The sequence below is a fragment of the Paenirhodobacter sp. genome, assembly GCF_047600745.1.
In the GTDB taxonomy this organism is placed as follows: domain Bacteria; phylum Pseudomonadota; class Alphaproteobacteria; order Rhodobacterales; family Rhodobacteraceae; genus Rhodobacter.
Genome location: NZ_JASGKI010000003.1, coordinates 116,763 through 136,759, shown reverse-complemented (window position 1 = coordinate 136,759; position 19,997 = coordinate 116,763). Strand labels below are relative to the sequence as shown.

Here is a 19,997-nt window from a genome sequence, read left to right as displayed (position 1 = left end):
TCAGTCCTTCGCGACCGGCGACAGGAAGTTGGAATCGAAGGTCGGCCCCAGCTTGTAGCCCGAAACCTTGGCCGAAACGCCCGCCACTTCAACCTGTTGCCAGATGATCGCATAGGGGCCGGTCTTCAGCACTTCGCGTTGCAGATCGGCATAAAGCGCGGCGCGCTTTTCGGGATCCTGCTCCAGAAGCGCGGCATCGGTCAGCTTCGACAGTTCCGGAATGTCCCAGGCATTGCGCCAGGCCACGGTTTTCAGCGCGCTGTCATCCGTGTTGTCGGCGTTATAGGCGAAGGTCTGCGCGTTCGAGTTCGGATCCCAGTAATCCGCGCCCCATTGGCCGATATAGATGTCATGGTTGCGCGCGCGGTATTTCGTCAGCGTCTGCTTGCCGTCGCCGGGGATGATCTCGATCTTCACGCCCGCCTGCGCCGCCGTCTGCTGGATCGACTCGGCCACGCCCGAAACCGGCTGCGTCGAGCGCACATCCATCGTCACGGTGAAACCGTCGGGCAGGCCGGCCTTGGCCAGAAGCTCCTTCGCCTTCGCGATGTCGAGCTTGTAGGGCGTTTCGTTCAGCGCGCCCAACTGCCCCTTCGGCAGGAAGGTCTGGTGGATTTCGCCCACGCCGGTCAGCAGCGTCTTGCCGAGCGCGTCATAATCCACGAGGTATTTCATCGCCTCGATGACCTCGGGTTTCGCCAGCGTCGGGTTCTTCTGGTTGAAGCTGATGTAGTAGATCGTGCCCTTCGGCGCGCTGTCGATCTTCAGATCGGCGTTCTTTTCCACCGCCGTCAGGTCGTTCGGGTCGAGGTTGCGCGCCACGTCCACATCCCCGGCCTCAAGCGCGAGCCGCTGCGCGGAGCTTTCCTTCATATGGCGGTAGATCACGCGGGCGAGCTTCGGCTTTTCGCCGAAATAATTCGGGTTGCGCTCCATCACCACGGCCTCGTTCGCCTTCCACACCCGGGTAACGAAGGGGCCGGAACCGGCGTGGTTGGTCTTCAGCCAGGCATTGCCGAAATCGGTGGGCCAGGCGCCTTCGGCCGGTTTGGCGTTCGCCTCCACGACCTTCTTGTCCACCACGGCGCCCGCGGTGGAGGACAGCACGTTCAGAACGAAGCTCGGCGCATAGGGTTTGTCGACGGTAAGCTGGAAGGTCAGGTCATCCACCGCCTTCGCCTTGTCCGCCACGTTTTCGCCGGTGATGCCCAGTTGGGTGAACAGGAAACCGGGGCTGAGGTCCAGCTTCACCACACGCTCGAACGAATAGGCGACATCGGCGGCGGTGAGCGGATTGCCCGAGGCGAAGGTGACGCCGGGGCGCAGCTTGAACGTATAGGTCATGCCGTCGTCGGAGAGCGTCCAGCTTTCGGCGAGGTCGGGCGTGACCTTCGACGTATCGTTCAGGTCCAGCCGCACCAGCAGGCTATAGCTGTTCGAGGTGATTTCCGCGGTGCTGAGTTCAAACGCCTCGGCGGGGTCGAGGCTGATGATGTCGTCGATCGCGAAGGCTTCGACCAGCGTATCGGCGGGCGTCGCGGCCAGCGCGGGCATCCCGGCGGCCAGCGCCGCGACACATACGCCAAGGCCGAGCATTTTGCGCAGGTGAATCATGGTTCCATCCCCGTTGTTGGTGCGGCCGGGGCGCGGTGCCCGGCCGTGAGTCTGGCCCCAGACTATGCGCAGCCCGCGCCGCTGACAATCAGGCTTCCATCGCCTCCAGCTCGTCGATGAAGCCCGCGATCATGTCCAACCCCTTGTTCCAGAACGCCGGATCCGAGGCATCGAGCCCGAAGGGCGCGAGCAGTTCGCGGTGATGTTTCGACCCGCCCGCCGCGAGCATGTCGAAATACTTCGCCTGGAAATCCGGCAGCCCGCCCGCATAGGCGGCATAAAGCGCGTTCACCAGCCCGTCGCCGAAGGCATAGGCATAGACGTAGAACGGCGAATGCACGAAATGCGGGATATAGGCCCAGAAGGTTTCGTAGCCCGGCATGAAGTCGAACACCGGGCCAAGGCTTTCGGCCTGCACCGACATCCAGATCGCGTTGATGTCCTCGGGCGTCAGTTCGCCCTGGGCGCGGGCGGCGTGGAGCTTGCATTCAAAGTCGTAAAACGCGATCTGCCGCACGACGGTGTTGATCATGTCCTCGACCTTGCCCGCCAGCAGCGTCTTGCGCTCGGCGTGGGTCTGTGCCTGATCCAGAAGCGCGCGGAAGGTCAGCATTTCGCCGAAGACGCTCGCGGTTTCCGCAAGGGTCAGTGGTGTGTCGGACAGCAGCGCCCCCTGACCTGCCGCCAGCACCTGATGCACACCGTGGCCAAGCTCATGCGCCAGCGTCATCACATCGCGCGGCTTGCCCAGATAGTTCAGCATCACATAGGGGTGGACGGTGACCACGGTCGGATGGGCAAAGGCGCCGGGCGCCTTTCCGGGCTTCACCCCGGCGTCGATCCAGCCCTTTTCGAAGAACGGCTGGGCGATCTCTGCCATCTTTGGCGAAAACGCGCCATAGGCGTTCAGCACGGTGGATTTCGCTTCGTCCCACATAATGGTGCGCGGGGTTTCGGTGGGCAGGGGGGCATTGCGGTCCCACACCTGCAACCGGTCCAGCCCCAGCCATTTCGCCTTCAGCGCATAGTAGCGGTGGCTGAGCCGGGGATAGGCCGCGACCACCGCATCGCGCAGCGCCTGCACCACCTCGGGTTCGACATCGTTCGACAGGTGGCGCGCGGTCTGCGGCGTGGGCATCTTGCGCCAGCGGTCCTCGATCTCCTTCTCCTTCGCCAGGGTGTTGTGGACGCGGGAGAAGATCTTGAGGTTCTCGGTAAACACCCGGGCCATTTCGCGCGCGGCGGCTTCGCGTTTCGCGCGGTCGTGGTCCTGCATCAGGGTGGTGGTGGCTTCGAGGTTCAGCTTTTCGCCGTCCACGTCGAATTCCAGCGCGGCGGTGGTTTCGTCGAACAGCCGGTTCCACGCCGCCGAGCCCACGACCGACTGGTCATGCAGGAACTTTTCCAGCTCGTCCGACAGCTGATAGGGTTTCATCGCGCGCATCCGGTCGAACACCGGCTTGTAGCGCGCGAGCTTCGGATCCGCGAACAGCCGGTCATAGACCGCATCTTCGACCCGGTTGAATTCGAGCGAGAAGAACACCAGCGGCGTGGTGAAGGTGGTGATCCGGTCCTGCGCATCGGACAGGAACTTTGCCCGCGCGGCATCCACGGTGTTCTGGTAATAGCGCAGGCCCGCATAGGACATGATCCGCCCGGCGGTGGTGTCGATCGCCTCGTAGCGCGCGATGCAGCGCGCCATGCCCTCCACGTCCAGCGTCGCCAGCCGGTCCTGATAGTCGCGCGCGAAGGCGGCGCATTCGTCTTCGAGCCAGGCCATGTCCTGCGCGATTTCCGGCGCGTCCGGGGCAGTATAAAGATCGTCGAGGTTCCAGTCGGGCAGGGCGCCGAAGGCCCCGGTGCCGTCCTGCTGTTGGGGCTGCGGTTGAATGCTGGTCATGACGTCCTCGCTTTCGTGTTGCCGCAGAGATAGGCACCCCGCAGCGCCGCACGCAAGGGGCGGAAACGATGGGAAGGCGGGGCTTTGCCGGTTGAGCGGGCCGGTTCAGCGGAAAATATGCCTATAATTTGCACGTTCGCCCATAAAATCACCGCGTATTCGCCTGTTGCAGACAATTCGCGCCCGGGGCCGCTTCCGCTCGCCGAAACCGCTGCATAAGGTTTCCTCAATGCCGGAGGAATCACAGCGCGATGAGCGACTACTTCAACGAAATGTATGAGCAAGGAAATGTCCGGGAGCCCTATGCGCGGCTTGAGGACTGGACCAAGTCAATGCCCGCCGAACTGCGGCAGATGAAGCAGGCCGAGGCGGAGGCCCTGTTCCGCCGCATCGGCATCACCTTCGCTGTCTATGGCGAGGGGGGCGACCCGGACCGGCTGATCCCGTTCGACATGTTCCCGCGCGTGTTCACGCAGAACGAATGGCGCAAGCTGGAACGCGGGATCAAGCAGCGGGCGCGGGCGCTCAACGCCTTTCTGCTCGATGTCTACAGCCGGGGCGAGATCGTCAGGGCGGGCAAGATCCCGGCGAAGCTGGTCTATCAGAACGACGCCTATGAGCGCGCCGTGGCAGGCTTCACCCCGCCGCGCGGGATCTACAGCCATATCGTCGGCATCGACATCGTGCGCACCGGGGCGGAGGATTTCTTCGTCCTTGAGGACAACTGCCGCACGCCTTCGGGCGTGAGCTACATGCTGGAGAACCGCGAGATCATGATGCGGATGTTCCCGCATCTGTTCCGCGAAAACCGGATCGAGCCGGTGGATGGCTATGCCGATGCGCTGCGCCGGACGCTGGCCTCTGTCGCGCCCGCGAAATGCGACCGGGAGCCGACGATCGGCATCCTGACGCCGGGGCATTTCAACAGCGCCTATTACGAACACAGCTTCCTTGCCGATCTGATGGGGGTGGAGCTGGTCGAGGGCGCGGATCTGTTCGTCGAAGGCGGCTTCGTGTGGATGCGCACGACGGAGGGGCCGAAGAAGCTCGATGTGATCTATCGGCGGATTGATGACGCGTTCCTTGATCCGTTGTGCTTCCGGCCGGATTCGATGCTGGGGGTGCCGGGGCTGATGGATGCCTATCGTTCGGGCGGTGTGACGATCTGTTCCGCGCCGGGCGCAGGGGTGGCCGATGACAAGGCGATCTATACCTTCGTGCCGGAGATGGTGCGGTTCTACCTGGGCGAGGAGCCGATCCTGAACAACGTGCCCACCTGGCAATGCGCGAAGGCGGACGATTGCAAATATGTGCTCGAACATCTCTCCGAACTGGTGGTGAAGGAGGTGCATGGCTCGGGTGGCTACGGCATGCTGGTCGGGCCGAAATCCACGAAGGAGCAGATCGAGGCGTTCCGCCTGAAGATCGAGGACGACCCGGACAATTACATCGCGCAGCCGACGCTGGCGCTATCGACCACGCCGACCTTCGTCGAAGAGGGGATCGCGCCGCGGCATGTGGACTTGCGGCCCTATTGCCTTGTGGGCGAAAAGGTCGAACTGGTGCCCGGAGGTCTGACGCGCGTCGCGCTGACCGAAGGCTCGCTCGTGGTGAACTCGTCGCAGGGCGGGGGCGTCAAGGATACCTGGGTGCTGGCGGAGTAAGACCATGCTGAGCCGGACGGCGGAAAACCTTTTCTGGATCGCGCGTTATATCGAACGTGCGGAAACGATGGCGCGCCTGCTCGAAGTGGGCGCCCGGATCGCGCTGATGCCCTCGGCCGGGCATGGCTACCGAAGCGAGTGGGAGAGCCTGTTGCAGGCCTCGGGCACGGCCGAGGGCTTTGCCGGGAAATACGGCGACCCGGTGCAGCGCAACATCGAAAGCTACCTGTTCTTCGACCGCGACAACCCGTCTTCGGTGATGTCCTGCATCGAACGCGCGCGGGAGAATGCGCGGATCGTGCGCACCGCATTGACGGCGCAGGTCTGGGACGCGCTGAACCTGGCGTTCCAGGAAATCCGCAAGCTGGAACGGCGGCCGCGGTCGGAACTGGAACTGACGGAGCTGACCGAATGGGTGATGGCGCAGGCGGCGATGATCCGCGGCGCAATCGAGGCGACGCTGCTGCGCAACGACGGGTATAATTTCCTCAACCTCGGGTTCGCGCTGGAACGGGCGGACAATACCGCGCGGCTGATCGACGTGAAATATTACGTCCTGCTGCCGTCGGTGGATTTCGTCGGCACGGGGCTGGACAATTACCAGTGGCAGACGCTTCTGCGCGCGATGTCGGCGCAGCGGGCGTTCCACTGGGCCTATGGCGGCGAGATCACGGCGAAGAAGATCGCGCATTTCCTGATCCTGAACCGGCAATCGCCCCGGTCGCTGATCACCGCGACGCTGAGCGCGATGCAGCAACTGGACGATCTGGCACATGCCTATCACAAATCCGGCCCGGCGCAGATGCGGGCGCGGGCGCTGATCGGCGAACTGGCGGAACTGCATGTCGAGGAGATCTTCGAGGAGGGGCTGCACGAATTCCTGACCCGCTTCATCCGCGACATCGGCGAATTGTCCGATATGGTCTATAACAGCTACCTGTCCGGAGAGGCGCGATGATCTTCACCATCAATCACGTCACCACCTACCGCTATGAGGCGCCGATGCGCTCGGCGGTGCAGTCGCTGCGGCTGTTCCCCTCGCGCTTCGACGGGCAGCGGGTGATCGGCTGGGAGGTCAAGGTCGAGGGCGGCACCCGGGGCGGCAGTTTCCGCGACGGCGCGGGCGATCGGGTCGAGGGCTGGTCCGTGCGCGGCCCGGTGTCGGAGGTCTCTGTCGCGGTGACGGGGCAGGTCGAGACGATCGACCTTGCGGGCGTGCTGCGCGGGCATCGGGAACTGGTCCATCCCTTTGCCTATCTGCGCGAAACCGCCGCGACATGGATCGACGATGCGGTCGAGACGCTGGCGCAGGAGGCGGGGGGAACGGATCCGCTGTCGCGCGCGCATGCGCTCTCGCGCGCGGTGTCGAAGGCGATTGCCTATGTGCCGGGCGCGACGGACACCCATACCACGGCGGCCGAGGCGCTGGCGCAGGGCGAGGGGGTGTGCCAGGACCACGCCCATGCGCTATGCGCGGCGGCGCGCGCGGTGGGGATGCCGGCGCGCTATGTCTCGGGGTATCTTTACGCGCGCGACGATGGCGCCCCGCATGAGGCAAGCCACGCCTGGGCGGAAATCTGGGTCGAGGGGATCGGCTGGATCGGGTTCGACGCGGCGAACGAATGTTGCCCCGACGAGAATTATATCCGGCTCGGGTCCGGGCTCGATGCGCGCGAGGCGGCGCCGATCAAGGGCATCGCGCTTGGTCAGGGGGAAGAGGCGCTCGACGTGACGGTTGCTCTCGATGCGGTGCAGCAATAAAAGGGCTCAGGCCGTTTCGGGACTGATCATGACGTATTGTGTTGGCCTTCTGCTCAATGAAGGCATCGTTTTGCTGAGCGATACCCGCACCAACGCGGGGTTGGACAATATTGCGACCTATCGCAAGATGTTCCTGTTCGAGGATCCCGGGGAACGGGTGATCGGGATTCTGACGGCCGGGTCGCTGTCGGTGACGCAGACGGCGCTCGCGCGCATCCGCGAGGCGATCGACGACACCGAGGCGACGTCGGAAACCTCGATCATGCTGGCGCCGACGATGCTCAAGGTCGCGGAACTGGTCGGCAATACGCTGGCCACGGTGCGGCAGGACATCGACGCGAAGATGGAGGCGAGCAAGGTCTCCACCTCGGCCTCGATGATCGTCGCGGGGCAGCGGCGCGGCGGCGCGATGCGGATGTTCCTCGTCTATCCCGAGGGCAATTTCATCGAGGCAACGGAGGACACGCCCTTCCTCCAGATCGGCGAACACAAATACGGCAAGCCGATCCTCGACCGGGTGGTGCGGATGGACATGTCGCTTGAGGATGCGCGCAAGGCGATGCTGCTGTCGATGGATTCGACGCTGCGCTCGAACCTGTCGGTGGGGATGCCGCTCGATCTGGCGGTGATCCTCAAGGACGAATGTACGGCCACGCGGAGCCGGATCGCGAAGGGCGATCCGGAATTTTCCCGCATGTCGCAGATGTGGTCCGAGGCGCTGCGCGACGGGTTTACGAAGATCCAGATCTGAACAGCGCGTCTGCGGCATCGAAGAACGCGGCGCGGGTGGTGCCCATCATCACCTCGTGCCGCTCGCCGGGGAAATCCATCAGCCGCCCCTTTGGCCAGGCGGCCATGCGGGCGCGGATCGCCTGTGGATCGACCACCTGTTCTTCGGAGCCGAGCGCGGTGAGGCAGGGCAGATCCGGCGCGGGCAGCGCCGCCAGCGCCCGGCATTCCAGCAGGCTTTCCGCCGCCCAGTTCAGCGAGGGCCCGCCCAGCACGAACCCCGGCTCCGCCGCCATCTGTTCCAGCAGATAGCCCCACATCGCCGGATCCGGGGTCAGCAGATTGCCCTGAAACGCCGTGCCGGGGACATAGCCCGTGGGGCCGGAGCCGGGCAGATACCGTTCCGCGATCCGCCGCCCTTTCAGCGTCCGGGCCAGACCCATCGCCAGCGGCCGGAACCAGCCGGGCAGGTGGATCCCCCACATCGGCGCGGTAAAGGCCACGGCGGCAAAGGGATGCGGATCCATCAGCCGGCGCAGCAGGATCGCGCCCCCCATCGAATGCGCCAGCGCGAACCACGGCTTCGGCAGGCCCTGCGCCGCGATCAGAAGGGCATCCAGATCCAGCTGGAACTCCGCGAAACGCCGGATATGGCCGCGCGCGGGATCGGGGTGGAGATGATCCGACAGCCCCTGTCCGCGCCAGTCGAGCGCCACGACGCCATAGCCCCGCGCCGTCAGATCGCCCGCCGCGAGGCCGTATTTCTCGATATATTCCGTGCGTCCGGGCAGCACGAACACCGTGCCGCCGGTGCCCGGCCAATGCGCCATCCGCAGCCGCAGCCCGTCCGCCGCGTGGATCCACATCGCCTCGCCCGCCGGGCCGCGGGCAAGGTCGTTGCGCAGGGGGGCCATCAGCTCAGCGCCGACCCCAGTTGCATCGCCAGCCCCATCGGCCCGTCGATCTTCAGCTTGCCCGACATGAAGGCCATGGTCGGATTGACCTCGCCCTTCAGGATGCCGATGAAGGTATCGGCATCGGCGGTCAGGGTGACATCGGCCGGATCGTCGCCCGCCCGCACGCCGTCCGGATCGGCGATGATCGCCCCCTCATCCTCGATGACGAATTTCGCCGTCGAGGCAAAGCCGTCCGGCAGGCGTTTCGCCAATGCTTCCACAGCCTTGTCGATCAGGTCGCTCATCATGTCCTCCGAAAAGTGAAGGCGGGGCACTCGCTTTTCCCGCCGCATGGGATACAGTCGGACTATGCGCATCCCGTGGGCCATTCTCAATCCTCTCGTCGCGACAACTTTCGCGATCCTGCCCGCATGGGCGGAAAGCGGGGGGTTGGAGCGGCAGTTTCAGGAACTGGCCGATCCGGATTATGCCGGATGGGCGCGGGCCGAATCGGATATCGAGCGGGCGTGGTCGCGATCCGGCTCTCCGGCGATGGATCTGTTGCTGAAACGCGGGGAGCAGGCGCTGGACGCGGGCGATGCGGGGGCGGCGATCGAACACCTCACCGCGCTGACCGATCACGCGCCGGAGTTTCCGGAGGGCTGGAACGCGCGGGCGAATGCCTGGATCGCGGCGGGGCAGTTCGGCCCGGCGCTGGCGGATCTGCGGCAGGTGCTCGCGCTCGAACCGCGGCACTGGGGGGCGCTGGCGACGCTCGGGCAGGTTTATGAGGAGATGGACCTGACGGAACCGGCGCTGGCGGCCTTTCGGGCGTCCTGGGCGCTCAACCCGCATCAGGACGAGGTGAAGGACGCGATCGCGCGGCTGGAAAAGGAGCTTGCGGGCGTCGCGCTGTGACCCCTGCATCACGATATGGCTGGACGGATCACGGCGGTTCTGGGGCCCACCAACACGGGCAAAACGCATTATGCGATCGAGCGGATGCTGGCGCATCGCACGGGGGTGATCGGCCTGCCGCTGCGGTTGCTGGCGCGCGAGGTCTATGACCGGCTGGTCGCGGCGCGCGGCCCTTCGGTCGTGGCGCTGGTGACGGGGGAGGAGCGGATCGTCCCCGAACGCGCGGCGTATTGGGTGGCCACCACCGAGGCGATGCCCGAGGTGGGCGCCGATTTCGTCGCCATCGACGAGATCCAGCTCTGCGCGGACCCGGAGCGCGGCCATGTCTTCACCGACCGGCTGCTGAACATGCGCGGGCTGCACGAGACGCTGTTCCTTGGTTCCGACACCATGCGCCCGGCGATTGCGGCGCTGGTGCCGGGGGTGCAGTTCATGCGCCGCGAGCGGCTGTCAAAGCTGTCCTGGGCGGGGTCGAAGAAGACCTCGCGGATGCCGGCGCGGTCGGCCATCGTCGGGTTTTCGGTGGAAAACGTCTATGCCATCGCGGAACTGATCCGGCGGCAGAAGGGCGGCGCGGCGGTGGTGATGGGCGCGCTCAGCCCGCGCACCCGGAACGCGCAGGTGGCGATGTATCAGAACGGCGATGTGGATTATCTGGTCGCCACCGATGCCATCGGGATGGGGCTGAACCTCGACATCGGGCATGTGGCGTTTTCGGCGGTGGCGAAATTCGACGGGCGGCGGATGCGGCATCTGTTCCCGCATGAGATCGGCCAGATCGCGGGCCGCGCCGGGCGCCATACGATGGACGGCACCTTTGGCGTGACGGGGGATGCGTCGCCCTTGCCGCCCGAAGTGATCGCGGCGGTGGAGGAACACCGCTTCGCCCCGATCCAGCGGCTGCAATGGCGCAACGCGCGGCTGGAATTCGGCACGGTGGAACGGCTGATCCGGTCGCTTGAGGACAGCCCGCAGAACGAATGGCTGACCCGGGGGCGGGAGGCGGACGACCTGCGCGCGCTCAAGGCGCTGGCGGGGATGCCGGAGATCGCGGACCGGCTGGGCCATCCGAACGATGTGCGGCTGCTGTGGGATGTGTGCCGGATCCCGGATTTCCGCTCGATTTCCGAGGCGGAGCATGCGACGCTGCTGGCGCGGATCTTCGGCTTTCTGCAAACCGGCAGGGGTGTGCCGTCGGACTGGCTGCGCGGCCAGATCGAGCGCATCGACCGGGCGCAGGGCGATATCGACACTTTGTCGCGTCGTCTGGCCTTCATCCGGACATGGACCTATGTTGCACAGCGCAAGGGCTGGGTCGATGACGAAGCCCATTGGCGCGAGGAAACGCGTGCGGTAGAAGATCGGCTGTCGGATGCGCTGCATGGCGCGCTGACCCAACGATTTGTGGACCGGCGCACCTCTGTGCTGCTGCGCCGGCTCAAGCAGAAGGAGACCCTCGTGGCCGAGGTGAACGACAAGGGCGAAGTGACGGTCGAGGGCGAATTCGCCGGCCGTCTGGACGGGTTCCGCTTCCGGCAGGACGGGACTTCCTCGCCTGACGAGGCGAAGATGCTGGCGCGGGCCGCCTATGAGGCGCTGAAGCCCGAGTTCAGCCTGCGCGCTGACCGCTTCTATAACGCGCCCGACACCGAGATGGATTTCACCGAACAGGGCGGCCTGATGTGGGGCACGACCGCGGTGGGCAAGCTGGTGAAGGGCTCCGAGACGCTGAAACCCGGGGTCGAGGCGTTTGTCGATGAGGAAGCGGGTTCGGAGGTGGCCGAAAAGGTCAAGCGCCGGCTCCAGCATTTCATCGACCGCAAGGTGACCGCGCTGTTCGAGCCGCTTCTGGCGATGAGCCATGACGAGGCGCTGACGGGGCTGGCGCGCGGCTTTGCCTTCCGTCTGGCCGAGAATCTGGGCGTGATCCCGCGCGAAACCGTGGCGGCCGAGGTCAAGGAACTGGATCAGGACGCGCGCGGGCAGCTGCGCAAGCATGGCGTGCGGTTCGGGCAATATACGATCTTCCAGCAGGCGTTGCTGAAACCCGCGCCGACGCGGCTGCGGCTGGTGCTGTCGTCGCTGTGGGAAGGGTTGCAGGAATTCCCGGAAAGCCCGCCGCCCGGGCTGGTGACGATCCCCTATATCGCGGAGGTTCCGACCTCGGCCTATACGCTGTCGGGCTATCGTCCGGCGGGGGTGCGCGCGATCCGGATCGACATGCTGGAACGGCTGGCCGACATTCTGCGCACGCAGGACACGCGCGGCGGGTTCGAGGCGAATCCCGACATGCTGTCGATCACCGGCATGACGCTGGAACAGTTCGCCGACCTGATGCAGGGGCTGGGCTACAAGGCCGAGAAGGGCGAGCGGGCGAAGACCCGCCCCGCGCCCGAGCCGAAGCCGCCCGTCGAAGGGGCCGAGAACCCGATCCCGGAGGAGGCATCCCCGATCGCCGAGGCGGAGGCCGAAGCCGTTGAGGCTGTGCCCGAGATGGAGGTGTTCTACACCTTCACCTGGGCGCCGCGCCCGCGTGCCCCGCGCCCCGAACGCGCCCCGCGCCGCGAGGGTGAAAAGCGGCAGCCCCGTGGCGACAAGGGCGAGCGCAAGTTCGACAAGCCGAAGGGCAAGAAGCCGCATGGCAAGCCCGAGGACAAGGCCCGGCATTTCGAGGCCCGCCCGCCGAAGAAGGACAAGCCGATCGACCCGGACAACCCCTTCGCCGTGCTGGCCGCGCTGCGCGACCGTAAGTGAGCGAGGGCCGGATCCGGATCGACAAATGGCTCTGGCACGCGCGTCTGGTAAAGACGCGCGGTCTGGCGGCTGATCTGGTTTCGGCGGGGCATGTGCGGGTGAATGGCGCCCGAAATCGACAAACCGGGCCGCGCCGTCGGCCCGGGGGATGTGCTGACCGTGGCGGTGGCGGGCCGGGTGCGCCTGCTGCGGGTGGTGGACTGTGGCACCCGTCGCGGCCCGGCGGCAGAGGCGGTGACGCTGTTCCTTGATCTCGATGCCGCGGGGGAACAGCCGTCCGGGGCGGATGCGATCTTCGGGGCAGGCGGTCTTTCCGGTCGGGGCGCTCTTGATTGATCCGCCCGCCGGGTCTAGGTAACGCGGCGAACGCGAGACAACCTCCGGGGCTATCCATGACCTATGTCGTCACAGACAACTGCATCGCCTGCAAATACACCGATTGCGTCGAGGTGTGCCCGGTGGATTGCTTCTATGAAGGCGAAAACACGCTGGTCATCCACCCGGATGAATGTATCGACTGTGGCGTGTGCGAACCGGAATGCCCCGCCGATGCGATCCGCCCGGATACCGAGCCCGGCATGGATGAATGGGTCGAATTCAACCGCCAATATGCGGAGGTCTGGCCCGTGATCACGCAGAAGAAGGATCCGCTCCCCGGTTACGAGGAGCGCGACGGCGAGCCGAACAAGCGCGAGAAGTATTTTTCCCCGAATCCCGGCACGGGGGACTGATTCTCCGCCGGACGGGGGAAGAACGCGGATTTGCGGTGTCGAAGGGGCATTTTGTCACGGATTCGTGGCAATTCGTGCCGCGCCGTTGTGCCGTGGCGCTTTGAAGCGCCGCGATTTTGTGCTATATAAGTGTTACAAGAATTCGACCTTTCCACCCGGTGGCCAAGCCCGCCCCCGGGTTGTTTCAGTGAGAGTCCATAACATCGCGGCATCTGGGTGCCGTGGGTGTTTCTGTGCTGAACAGGCGGAGAAGGTCTGGCTGCAAGGAAGCGACTGAATGATCAAGACCAAGAAGGCCGAGTTTCGTCCGGATGATTTCGTTGTCTACCCCGCTCATGGTGTCGGAAAGATCATTTCGATCGAGGAGCAGGAGATTGCGGGGCTTCGGATGGAGCTTTTCGTGATTTCGTTCGAGAAGGACAAGATGACCCTGCGGGTTCCCACGGCCAAGGCGCTCGATATCGGAATGCGCAGCCTCTCGACCCCGGATGTGGTGACGAAGGCATTGGAGACGCTGAAGGGCAAGGCCAAGGTCAAGCGCGCGATGTGGTCCCGCCGGGCGCAGGAATACGAACAGAAGATCAACTCGGGCGACCTGCTGTCGATCGCCGAAGTGGTGCGCGACCTGCACCGGGCCGACGATCAGCGCGAGCAGAGCTATTCCGAACGTCAGCTTTATGAAGCGGCGCTGGAACGGCTGACCCGCGAAGTCGCCGCCGTTTCGGGCACCGACGAAGCCGGTGCGGCGAAGAAGGTGGATGACGTTCTGGTCGGCCGCGCGGCCTGATATCTGGCGGGCGGCGCTTCGGTGCCGCCCGTTTGCATTTGCGGCGCGCGGATCAGTCCGCCTGCAACGGCTTCTCGTCTTCCTCCGTCAGATCCGCGCGGCGCGAGAACCGCGCCATCATCGCGGCTTCGAGTTCGGTGTTCAACTCCCGCGCCCGGCGGACGTATCCCGGGCTGTCCATGATCGGCACGCCGGGTTGCCAGTATTTCGCCAGATCGCGCAGCGAGGCCCGGTCGAACTTGAAATACAGCCGTTCGAGTTCCGCCGCCTCGAATTCGCTCAGCCCCACGTTTTCAAGGACATAGCGCCCGGCGCGCAGGCTTGAATCGAACATTTCGCGCACGATGTCATTGGCCCCGGCCTTGTAGAGCTCGAACACATGTTCGCGGTCCTTCGCCCGGGCGATGATATGCAGATCGGGCCGCATCTTGCGCGCATAGGCCACCAGCCGGTTCGCCGAAGCCCGGTCGTCCAGGCTGACCACCAGCACCCGCGCCTTGGCCAGACCCGCCGCCGCCAGCAGATCCGGCCGGGTCGGATCGCCGTAATGGCCCTTGAAGCCGAAGGTGCGCATCACCTGAATCGTCTTCAGATCGGTATCCAGAACCGTGGTGCGAAAGCCCGACATGGTGACCATCCGGTTCACCACCTGCCCGAAGCGGCCGACCCCGGCGATGATGATCGGCTGCTGCTCCTCGATCCGGTCTTCCTCGGGCGTGTCCTCGCGGCGCAGGCGGCGCGACAGATGTTCGTTGGCGATGAACAGCAGGGGCGAAATCAGCATCGACAGCGCGATCACCACCAGCGTCTTTTCCGCGATCGCCGCGGGCAGGATCCGCTGCCCGACCGCGAAGGACACCAGCACGAAGCCGAACTCCCCCGCCTGCGCGAGGCCGAGCGTGAACAGCCCCCGGTCCGCGCCGCGCAGCCGGAACGCCACCGCGAGGCCATAGAGAATCGCCGCCTTGAGCGCGATCAGCGCCGCCACCAGCCCGGCGATCTGGAACGGTTGCGCCCAGATCACCTCGAACTTGATCCCGGCGCCGACGGTGATGAAGAACAGCCCCATCAACAGGCCCTTGAACGGCTCGATGTCGGATTCCAACTCGTGCCGGAATTCGCTGTCCGCCAGCACGACGCCCGCCAGAAAGGTGCCGAGCGCCGGCGACAGCCCGACCGTATTCATCAGCGACGCGATCCCGACCACGATCAGCAGAGCCATCGCGGTATTGATCTCGCGCAGCCGCGCGAGGTGGACGAAGCGGAACAGCGGCCGCGCCAGATAGTGCCCCGCCACCACGATCAGCGCGACGGCGGCCAGCGTGATCAGCGTCACCCCCCAGCCGGGCAGTTCCTGGATGAAATGCACCGCCGCATTTTCGCCATGTTCGGCCTTGGCCAGCGCCCGCGCCCCGGGCAGCGCGAGCAGCGGCAGGATCGCCAGCATCGGGATCACCGCAATATCCTGTGTCAGCAGCACCGCAAAGGCCGACCGCCCCCCCGCCGTCTGCAACAGCCGCTTTTCGTTCAACGTTTGCAAGACGATAGCGGTCGAGGACAGCGAGAAGATCATGCCGAGCGCCAGCGCCGTCGGGAATTCCTCGCCACAGGCCAGCATCACCGCGCAGACCGCCGCCATCGTCAGCACGACCTGCAACCCGCCGAGCCCGATCAGCTTGTCCCGCATCTGCCACAGCGCCTTGGGCTCCAGTTCCAGCCCGATCAGGAACAGCATCATCACCACGCCGAATTCGGCGAAATGTTGCAGGCTGTTCATCTCGGAGCCCGCCAGATGCAGCACCGGCCCGATCACGATCCCGGCGATCAGGTAGCCCAGCACCGAGCCCAGCCCCGAGCGCGTCGCCAACGGGACGGCGATCACCATCGCGAACAGGTAAAGCGTGGCTTGAAGCAGAAAGCTGGTCATGGCGGGACTCGGGCGGCGGGACGGGTTCAGCCATAGCGCAACTGACCGTCGCGACAAGGCGAAAACCCGGAAAACACGCGCGATTCCGCGACCGTGATCTTAGCTGCCCTGCAACAGTTTCAACTGATAGAGCCGCGAGCCCTTCTGATAGGTCAGTTGCCCCTCGCCGATCGCCGTGACCCGCCCGCCGTCGAGCGCGTCGCCGACGCCGACCTTGATCATCTTGCCGCTCGGCATCCGGATCAGGGCGCGGCGGCTGCCCTGCGCGCCGTAAAGGCCGATCAGGTTCATCTCCTTCAGCCGGATCGCGTCCTTCTGCGTCGCCTGTTTCGCGACCGAGGCCGATGTGGGCGCCTTGCGCGTGGGCTGCGTCGGCTCCGGCTCGTCCAGAACGACAACCGGATCGCGGGCGGTGGGCTGCTGCACCGCCGGTTGCCGGGGCTGCTGCCGCTGCGGAGCCGGTTGCACGACCGGTGCGGGCGCGGGCTGCACGACGGGCGCGGGGGGCTGTTGGCGCGGGGCGGGCGGAACGGGTTCCGACGCGATCGCCGCCGCCAGCGCCTGTTCCACCGATTGCCGGTAGTTGCGCGGCCGGCTGACCGGACGGCGCGAGACGGAGACCGCCTGTTCCGTCGCGCCCTCGGTTTCCGCTTCGGCCTGCCGGGTGGTTTCCCCGGCACTGATCACGGCCATCGGGCGCGGCTTCGGGCGCACCCCGGCCAGCGCCGGATCCGCCGGTTCGGGTTGCGGCGCCTCCGGACGCGATTTCTGCGCAGCCGTCTCCGCTATACCTTCGGGGCGCGGCTTCGGGGCCTGCGGCGGGCGGCCGGAATAGAGCGTGATCCCCTGCGGCGTGACGACGCCCTTCGCCGTCGGCACGATGTCATTCGCGGCCAGGACGATCGGGGGTTCTGGCGCGACGTCCCCGGCGGGCGTTTCGACCGTCAGCGCGGCATCCACCACCCATTCTGGCATCATCAACTCGGGGTCCACGATCTGCGGGGCGATGTCCGCGACGACCGGCGCTTCGACGGGAATGGCGTCCTCCGCCCGGGACGCCCAGAGCGAAGCCGTCAGCAGCGCCAGCACAAGCCCCGCCGTCAGCCCGATCATGACCCGCTGCGCCGCCGCGCTCCGCGCCGGCCGCTGCGCGACACCCGAACGCACCGCGCCGCGCGCAACCCCGGGCAGGGCAGGCGCGCGATGGTCCGAAGGGTCCGCAAAACGCCCCGCCGGAACGGCGGTCAGCGGGGCCGGAGGCACGGGGGTGGGCTTGGGGGGCTCAGGTTCCTCGCGCTCCGGAACGGGCTCTTCCACGACAGCCAAAGCCTCGTCCGAATCCTCGGCGTCCATCGCCGGAGGGGGGAGGATCTCCTGCGGCGGGGCCTCCGCGGTTTCGGGCGGGGGGGCGTCCTGCGGAACGGGTTCCTCCGCCGGTGCCGCCGAAGCCAAAGGCAGTTCGGGTTCTTCGCAGGCGGACGGCTCATCCTCCGCCGAAGGGGTGGTATCCTGCGGTGCCGGAGGGGTGTCTTGCGGAACCGATTCCTCCGCCGGTGCCGCCCCCGCCAAAGGCAGTTCGGGTTCTTCGCAAGCGGACGGCTCATCCTCCATCGAAGGGGTGGTATCCTGCGGCGCTTCGGACAGGAGGGCGTCCTGCGGAACGGGTTCCTCCGCAGGGACCGCCATGTTTGGAGGCATCTCCGGGCCCGGCGCCATTTCCGTATCGTTTTCCGATGGTTCGGCCACGTTCTCCGGGGGCGCGGCCTCGGGTTCCATGTCCGGGGGGGCGTCCGGAGCGCCCTCGGTGCCGGGCGCTTCGGCAGCGTCCGGCGTTGAATCGGTGGCGCGGCCCTCCGGCGCGTTTTCCGGGGTTTCGGGTCCGGCGTTGCACTCTGGGGCTTCGGGTGGTGCGGTGTCTTCCGGGGGCTCGAAGGCGTTGTCTTCCGGTTCGGCGGCGGGTGTGTCGGTCTGAACTTGCAGCGGCAGCGGATCCCGGTCCGCCTGCGCTTCCGGGGTGCTGAGGCCGAACCACGGCTCGCCGGTGAACTGCCCGGGCTCCGGGATCGTCCCGAAGGAAACCGGGTGGAAGCCCCAATCCTCGGCGAAACACTCGGCCTCGCGCAGCGTCTCGCGCGCGACGACGGCGACCTGCACGGTTTCGCCCTCGCCGCACCAGTCGAAGACCAGATCGGCGACCGCATAGGGCGTCATGCCGTCCAGCGCGGCGGCGATCTGCGCGCGGCGGGCCTCGGGGTCCGGGCCGGGGGCCCGGATGGTCGTATACAGAACCTGCGAACCGGGGATCACGATCTTGCTTGCCACCGGGCCATCGACGGCGGCGCGGTCGCGCAGATCGGCCAGCCGCCCGCTCAGATCGGGAGAATCGAGCGGAACCTCGCCCAGCGTCTCCCACCCCGTCGCGGTGCGCCGCAACAGGCCGATGCCGTCGTGAGAGAGGTTGAGCGCAAATCCTGGTTTCATGCGGAAGCTCTGGCACAGGGAGCCGCGCCGCGGGAACGGCACGGAGGATCTTTACCTTGGTAAAGCAGTTTTCCGCTCATGAAAAGCCGCCATGCCACAATCATTGGCGGGACGATCCGGCGCCGCCCGCTATATCTGGCCGTCAGCGGCGCAGCAGCCGGAACGCCGCCGCCGCCGCCCATCCGGCAAAGACCGCGATGGCCAGCGCCAGCGCCCCGTAGATCGGCGCATGTTCGCGCGACAGCATATGCAGCCAGCGTTCCAGCCCGACCCGGCGCACCGCGATCGCGGCATTGCGGCTGTCCAGCACCTCGCCGCCGCGCAGCAGGAAGATCCGGATCTTGTAATCCCCTTCGACGAGGTTCGCGGGCAGGCTGAAATCGGCGCGGAAGAGCGTATCCTCGACGATGCGCACCGCGCCTTCGTGGACGGAATAGATGCCCTCCTCCTCGCGCAGGCGCAGCATCGCGGCGGTGTAGGGGCGGGCGTCTTCGACCTCCAGCGGGCCGGCGAAGGCGCGCATCGCGGTGGGGACGGAGATCCGCTGCGTCACGTCGGTCTTCAGGCTCAGCACCGATTCCATCGGGCCGGAGGTGGCGACGGAATAATAGCTTGGCGCAGAGGCGACGCGGACCTTTGTCGTGTTGATCCAGATCCCCCATTTGCGCGACTTGTGCCGGATCACCAGCGGCTGCGCCGGTCCTTCGAGCGTGACGATGACGGCGAGCGGCGGGCCTTCGGGCTCGGGCGCGGTGCGCTTGACGGCGCCGTAGATCAGCACCTCGGAGCCGTTGAAGGCGGCGGTGATGCCGATGTTGTCATGGCTCAGCCCGGCCACCACCTTTTCATCCGCCGCATGGGCGGGCAGGGCGAGCAGCACGAGCGCGAGGAGAAAGCGCATCACTCTTTCCCCGCGAAAACGGTATAGAGTTCCGACGGCTGGATCAGCAGGTCGAGCCCCAGCTTCAGCGCCACCCCCACCACCAGCAGCGCGAGCAGGATCCGCAGCTGCTCCGCCTTCAGCCGCCCGCCCAGTTGCGTGCCGAGCTGCGCCCCGATCACGCCGCCGAGGATCAGCAGCAGCGCCAGCACGATGTCCACCGACTGATTGGTGACCGCGTGCATCATCGTGGTAAAGGCCGACACCGTGATGACCTGAAACAGCGAGGTGCCGATCACCACCTTCGTCGGCATGCCGAGCAGGTAGATCATCGCCGGTACCATGATGAAGCCGCCGCCCACCCCCATGATCGCGCCCAGAATCCCCACCCCCATGCCGATCAGGATCGGCGGGATCACCGAGATATACAGGCCCGAGGCGCGGAATTTCATCTTGAACGGCAGGTGATGGATCCAGCCATGTGGCTTGCGCTTGACGGCGACGGCGCGGCGGCTTTTGACCAGCGCGCGGATGGATTCCTGGAGCATCAAGAGCCCGACCGAGCCGAGGAAGACGACATAGCAAAGCTGCACCGCCACGTCGATCTGCCCGATCGCGGTCAGCCGGTTGAACACCCAGATCCCGATCAGCGACCCCATCAGCCCGCCGATCTGCAACACGATGCCCATCGGCACATCCACCGCCTTGCGCTTGAACTGCGCCAGAACGCCGGAGACGGAGGAGGCCACCACCTGATTCGCCCCGGTCGCCACCGCGACGCCGGGCGGGATGCCGATGAAGAACAGCAGCGGCGTGATCAGGAACCCGCCCCCCACGCCGAACAGCCCCGACAACAGGCCGACGACTCCCCCAAGGCCGAGCAGGATGAAGGCGTTGACCGATACCTCGGCGATGGGAAGATAGATCTGCATGGCTGATCCGATTGGCGGGCTGG

General features: G+C 66.1%; 17 protein-coding genes and 1 pseudogene. 10 read left to right on the top strand and 8 right to left on the bottom strand.

The annotated features are described in order from the left end of the window. Together QM789_RS07210 and QM789_RS07205 are read right to left on the bottom strand one after the other, a co-directional pair. Positions 1–1,614, bottom strand: a complete 1,614-nt coding sequence (locus QM789_RS07210) for an ABC transporter substrate-binding protein (protein WP_420351277.1) — start codon at positions 1,612–1,614, stop codon at positions 1–3. 88 nt (positions 1,615–1,702) lie between these two features. Then, a complete protein-coding gene (locus tag QM789_RS07205; RefSeq protein ID WP_420351276.1) occupies positions 1,703–3,514 on the bottom strand; it encodes a M3 family oligoendopeptidase in 1,812 nt (603 codons plus the stop codon). Positions 3,515–3,765: 251 nt separating this feature from the next. Here QM789_RS07205 and QM789_RS07200 point away from each other — a divergent pair, with 251 nt between their 5' ends. The 4 genes from QM789_RS07200 to QM789_RS07185 are packed head-to-tail and all read left to right on the top strand — an operon-like array spanning position 3,766 to position 7,690. Continuing rightward, the gene (locus QM789_RS07200; protein WP_420351275.1) at positions 3,766–5,178 is read left to right on the top strand and encodes a circularly permuted type 2 ATP-grasp protein; all 1,413 of its coding nucleotides are present in this window, start codon (positions 3,766–3,768) and stop codon (positions 5,176–5,178) included. 4 nt (positions 5,179–5,182) lie between these two features. Then, positions 5,183–6,136 (top strand): alpha-E domain-containing protein, encoded by a 954-nt coding sequence (locus QM789_RS07195; RefSeq protein WP_420351274.1) that lies wholly within the window; start codon positions 5,183–5,185, stop codon positions 6,134–6,136. Further along, the gene (locus tag QM789_RS07190) at positions 6,133–6,939 is read left to right on the top strand and encodes a transglutaminase family protein (protein ID WP_420351273.1); all 807 of its coding nucleotides are present in this window, start codon (positions 6,133–6,135) and stop codon (positions 6,937–6,939) included. The genes QM789_RS07195 and QM789_RS07190 overlap by 4 nt, the downstream gene beginning before the upstream one ends. Before the next feature lie 28 nt (positions 6,940–6,967). Then, complete coding sequence (locus QM789_RS07185) at positions 6,968–7,690, top strand: peptidase (RefSeq protein WP_420351272.1); 723 nt, start codon at positions 6,968–6,970, stop codon at positions 7,688–7,690. Here the strand turns inward: QM789_RS07185 and QM789_RS07180 are convergent. Together QM789_RS07180 and QM789_RS07175 are read right to left on the bottom strand one after the other, a co-directional pair. Further along, positions 7,671–8,582: an alpha/beta fold hydrolase gene (locus QM789_RS07180; RefSeq protein WP_420351271.1), complete on the bottom strand. Its 912-nt coding sequence runs from the start codon at positions 8,580–8,582 to the stop codon at positions 7,671–7,673. The two genes, QM789_RS07185 and QM789_RS07180, sit on opposite strands and share 20 nt — an antisense overlap. Beyond that, positions 8,582–8,869: an SCP2 sterol-binding domain-containing protein gene (locus QM789_RS07175; protein WP_420351270.1), complete on the bottom strand. Its 288-nt coding sequence runs from the start codon at positions 8,867–8,869 to the stop codon at positions 8,582–8,584. Before QM789_RS07175 ends, QM789_RS07180 begins: the two co-directional genes overlap by 1 nt. A gap of 64 nt (positions 8,870–8,933) precedes the next feature. Here QM789_RS07175 and QM789_RS07170 point away from each other — a divergent pair, with 64 nt between their 5' ends. The 6 genes and pseudogenes from QM789_RS07170 (at position 8,934) to QM789_RS07145 (ending at position 13,754) form a co-directional block, all read left to right on the top strand. Beyond that, entirely contained in the window at positions 8,934–9,482 is a 549-nt protein-coding gene (locus tag QM789_RS07170; RefSeq protein ID WP_420351269.1) for a tetratricopeptide repeat protein, read from the top strand. Positions 9,483–9,497: 15 nt separating this feature from the next. Next, the gene (locus QM789_RS07165) at positions 9,498–12,236 is read left to right on the top strand and encodes a helicase-related protein (RefSeq protein ID WP_420351268.1); all 2,739 of its coding nucleotides are present in this window, start codon (positions 9,498–9,500) and stop codon (positions 12,234–12,236) included. Continuing rightward, positions 12,233–12,304, top strand: a pseudogene (locus QM789_RS07160) (RNA-binding S4 domain-containing protein); the annotation flags it as partial. The gene QM789_RS07165 and the pseudogene QM789_RS07160, both read left to right, overlap by 4 nt. Positions 12,305–12,338: 34 nt before the next feature. Further along, positions 12,339–12,572 carry a hypothetical protein gene (locus QM789_RS07155; RefSeq protein ID WP_420351507.1) on the top strand — a complete coding sequence of 78 codons (234 nt, stop codon included), beginning with the start codon at positions 12,339–12,341 and terminating at the stop codon, positions 12,570–12,572. Positions 12,573–12,628: 56 nt separating this feature from the next. Beyond that, positions 12,629–12,967, top strand: a complete 339-nt coding sequence (gene fdxA / locus QM789_RS07150; RefSeq protein ID WP_420351267.1) for a ferredoxin FdxA — start codon at positions 12,629–12,631, stop codon at positions 12,965–12,967. A 277-nt stretch (positions 12,968–13,244) separates the two neighbouring features. Continuing rightward, positions 13,245–13,754, top strand: a complete 510-nt coding sequence (locus tag QM789_RS07145) for a CarD family transcriptional regulator (RefSeq protein WP_420351266.1) — start codon at positions 13,245–13,247, stop codon at positions 13,752–13,754. Between the two features lie 52 nt (positions 13,755–13,806). On the opposite strand, the gene QM789_RS07140 is transcribed toward QM789_RS07145, so the two are convergent. The 4 genes from QM789_RS07140 to QM789_RS07125 all read right to left on the bottom strand — a co-directional run bounded on the left by QM789_RS07140 (position 13,807) and on the right by QM789_RS07125 (position 19,974). Continuing rightward, complete coding sequence (locus QM789_RS07140) at positions 13,807–15,681, bottom strand: monovalent cation:proton antiporter-2 (CPA2) family protein (RefSeq protein WP_420351265.1); 1,875 nt, start codon at positions 15,679–15,681, stop codon at positions 13,807–13,809. Positions 15,682–15,780: 99 nt separating this feature from the next. Continuing rightward, positions 15,781–18,162, bottom strand: a complete 2,382-nt coding sequence (locus QM789_RS07135) for a hypothetical protein (protein ID WP_420351264.1) — start codon at positions 18,160–18,162, stop codon at positions 15,781–15,783. 142 nt (positions 18,163–18,304) lie between these two features. Beyond that, positions 18,305–19,063, bottom strand: coding sequence for a TIGR02186 family protein (locus QM789_RS07130; protein WP_420351263.1), 759 nt, complete (start codon positions 19,061–19,063; stop codon positions 18,305–18,307). After that, positions 19,063–19,974 carry a sulfite exporter TauE/SafE family protein gene (locus tag QM789_RS07125; RefSeq protein ID WP_420351262.1) on the bottom strand — a complete coding sequence of 304 codons (912 nt, stop codon included), beginning with the start codon at positions 19,972–19,974 and terminating at the stop codon, positions 19,063–19,065. The genes QM789_RS07130 and QM789_RS07125 overlap by 1 nt, the downstream gene beginning before the upstream one ends. Positions 19,975–19,997 lie beyond the last annotated feature (23 nt).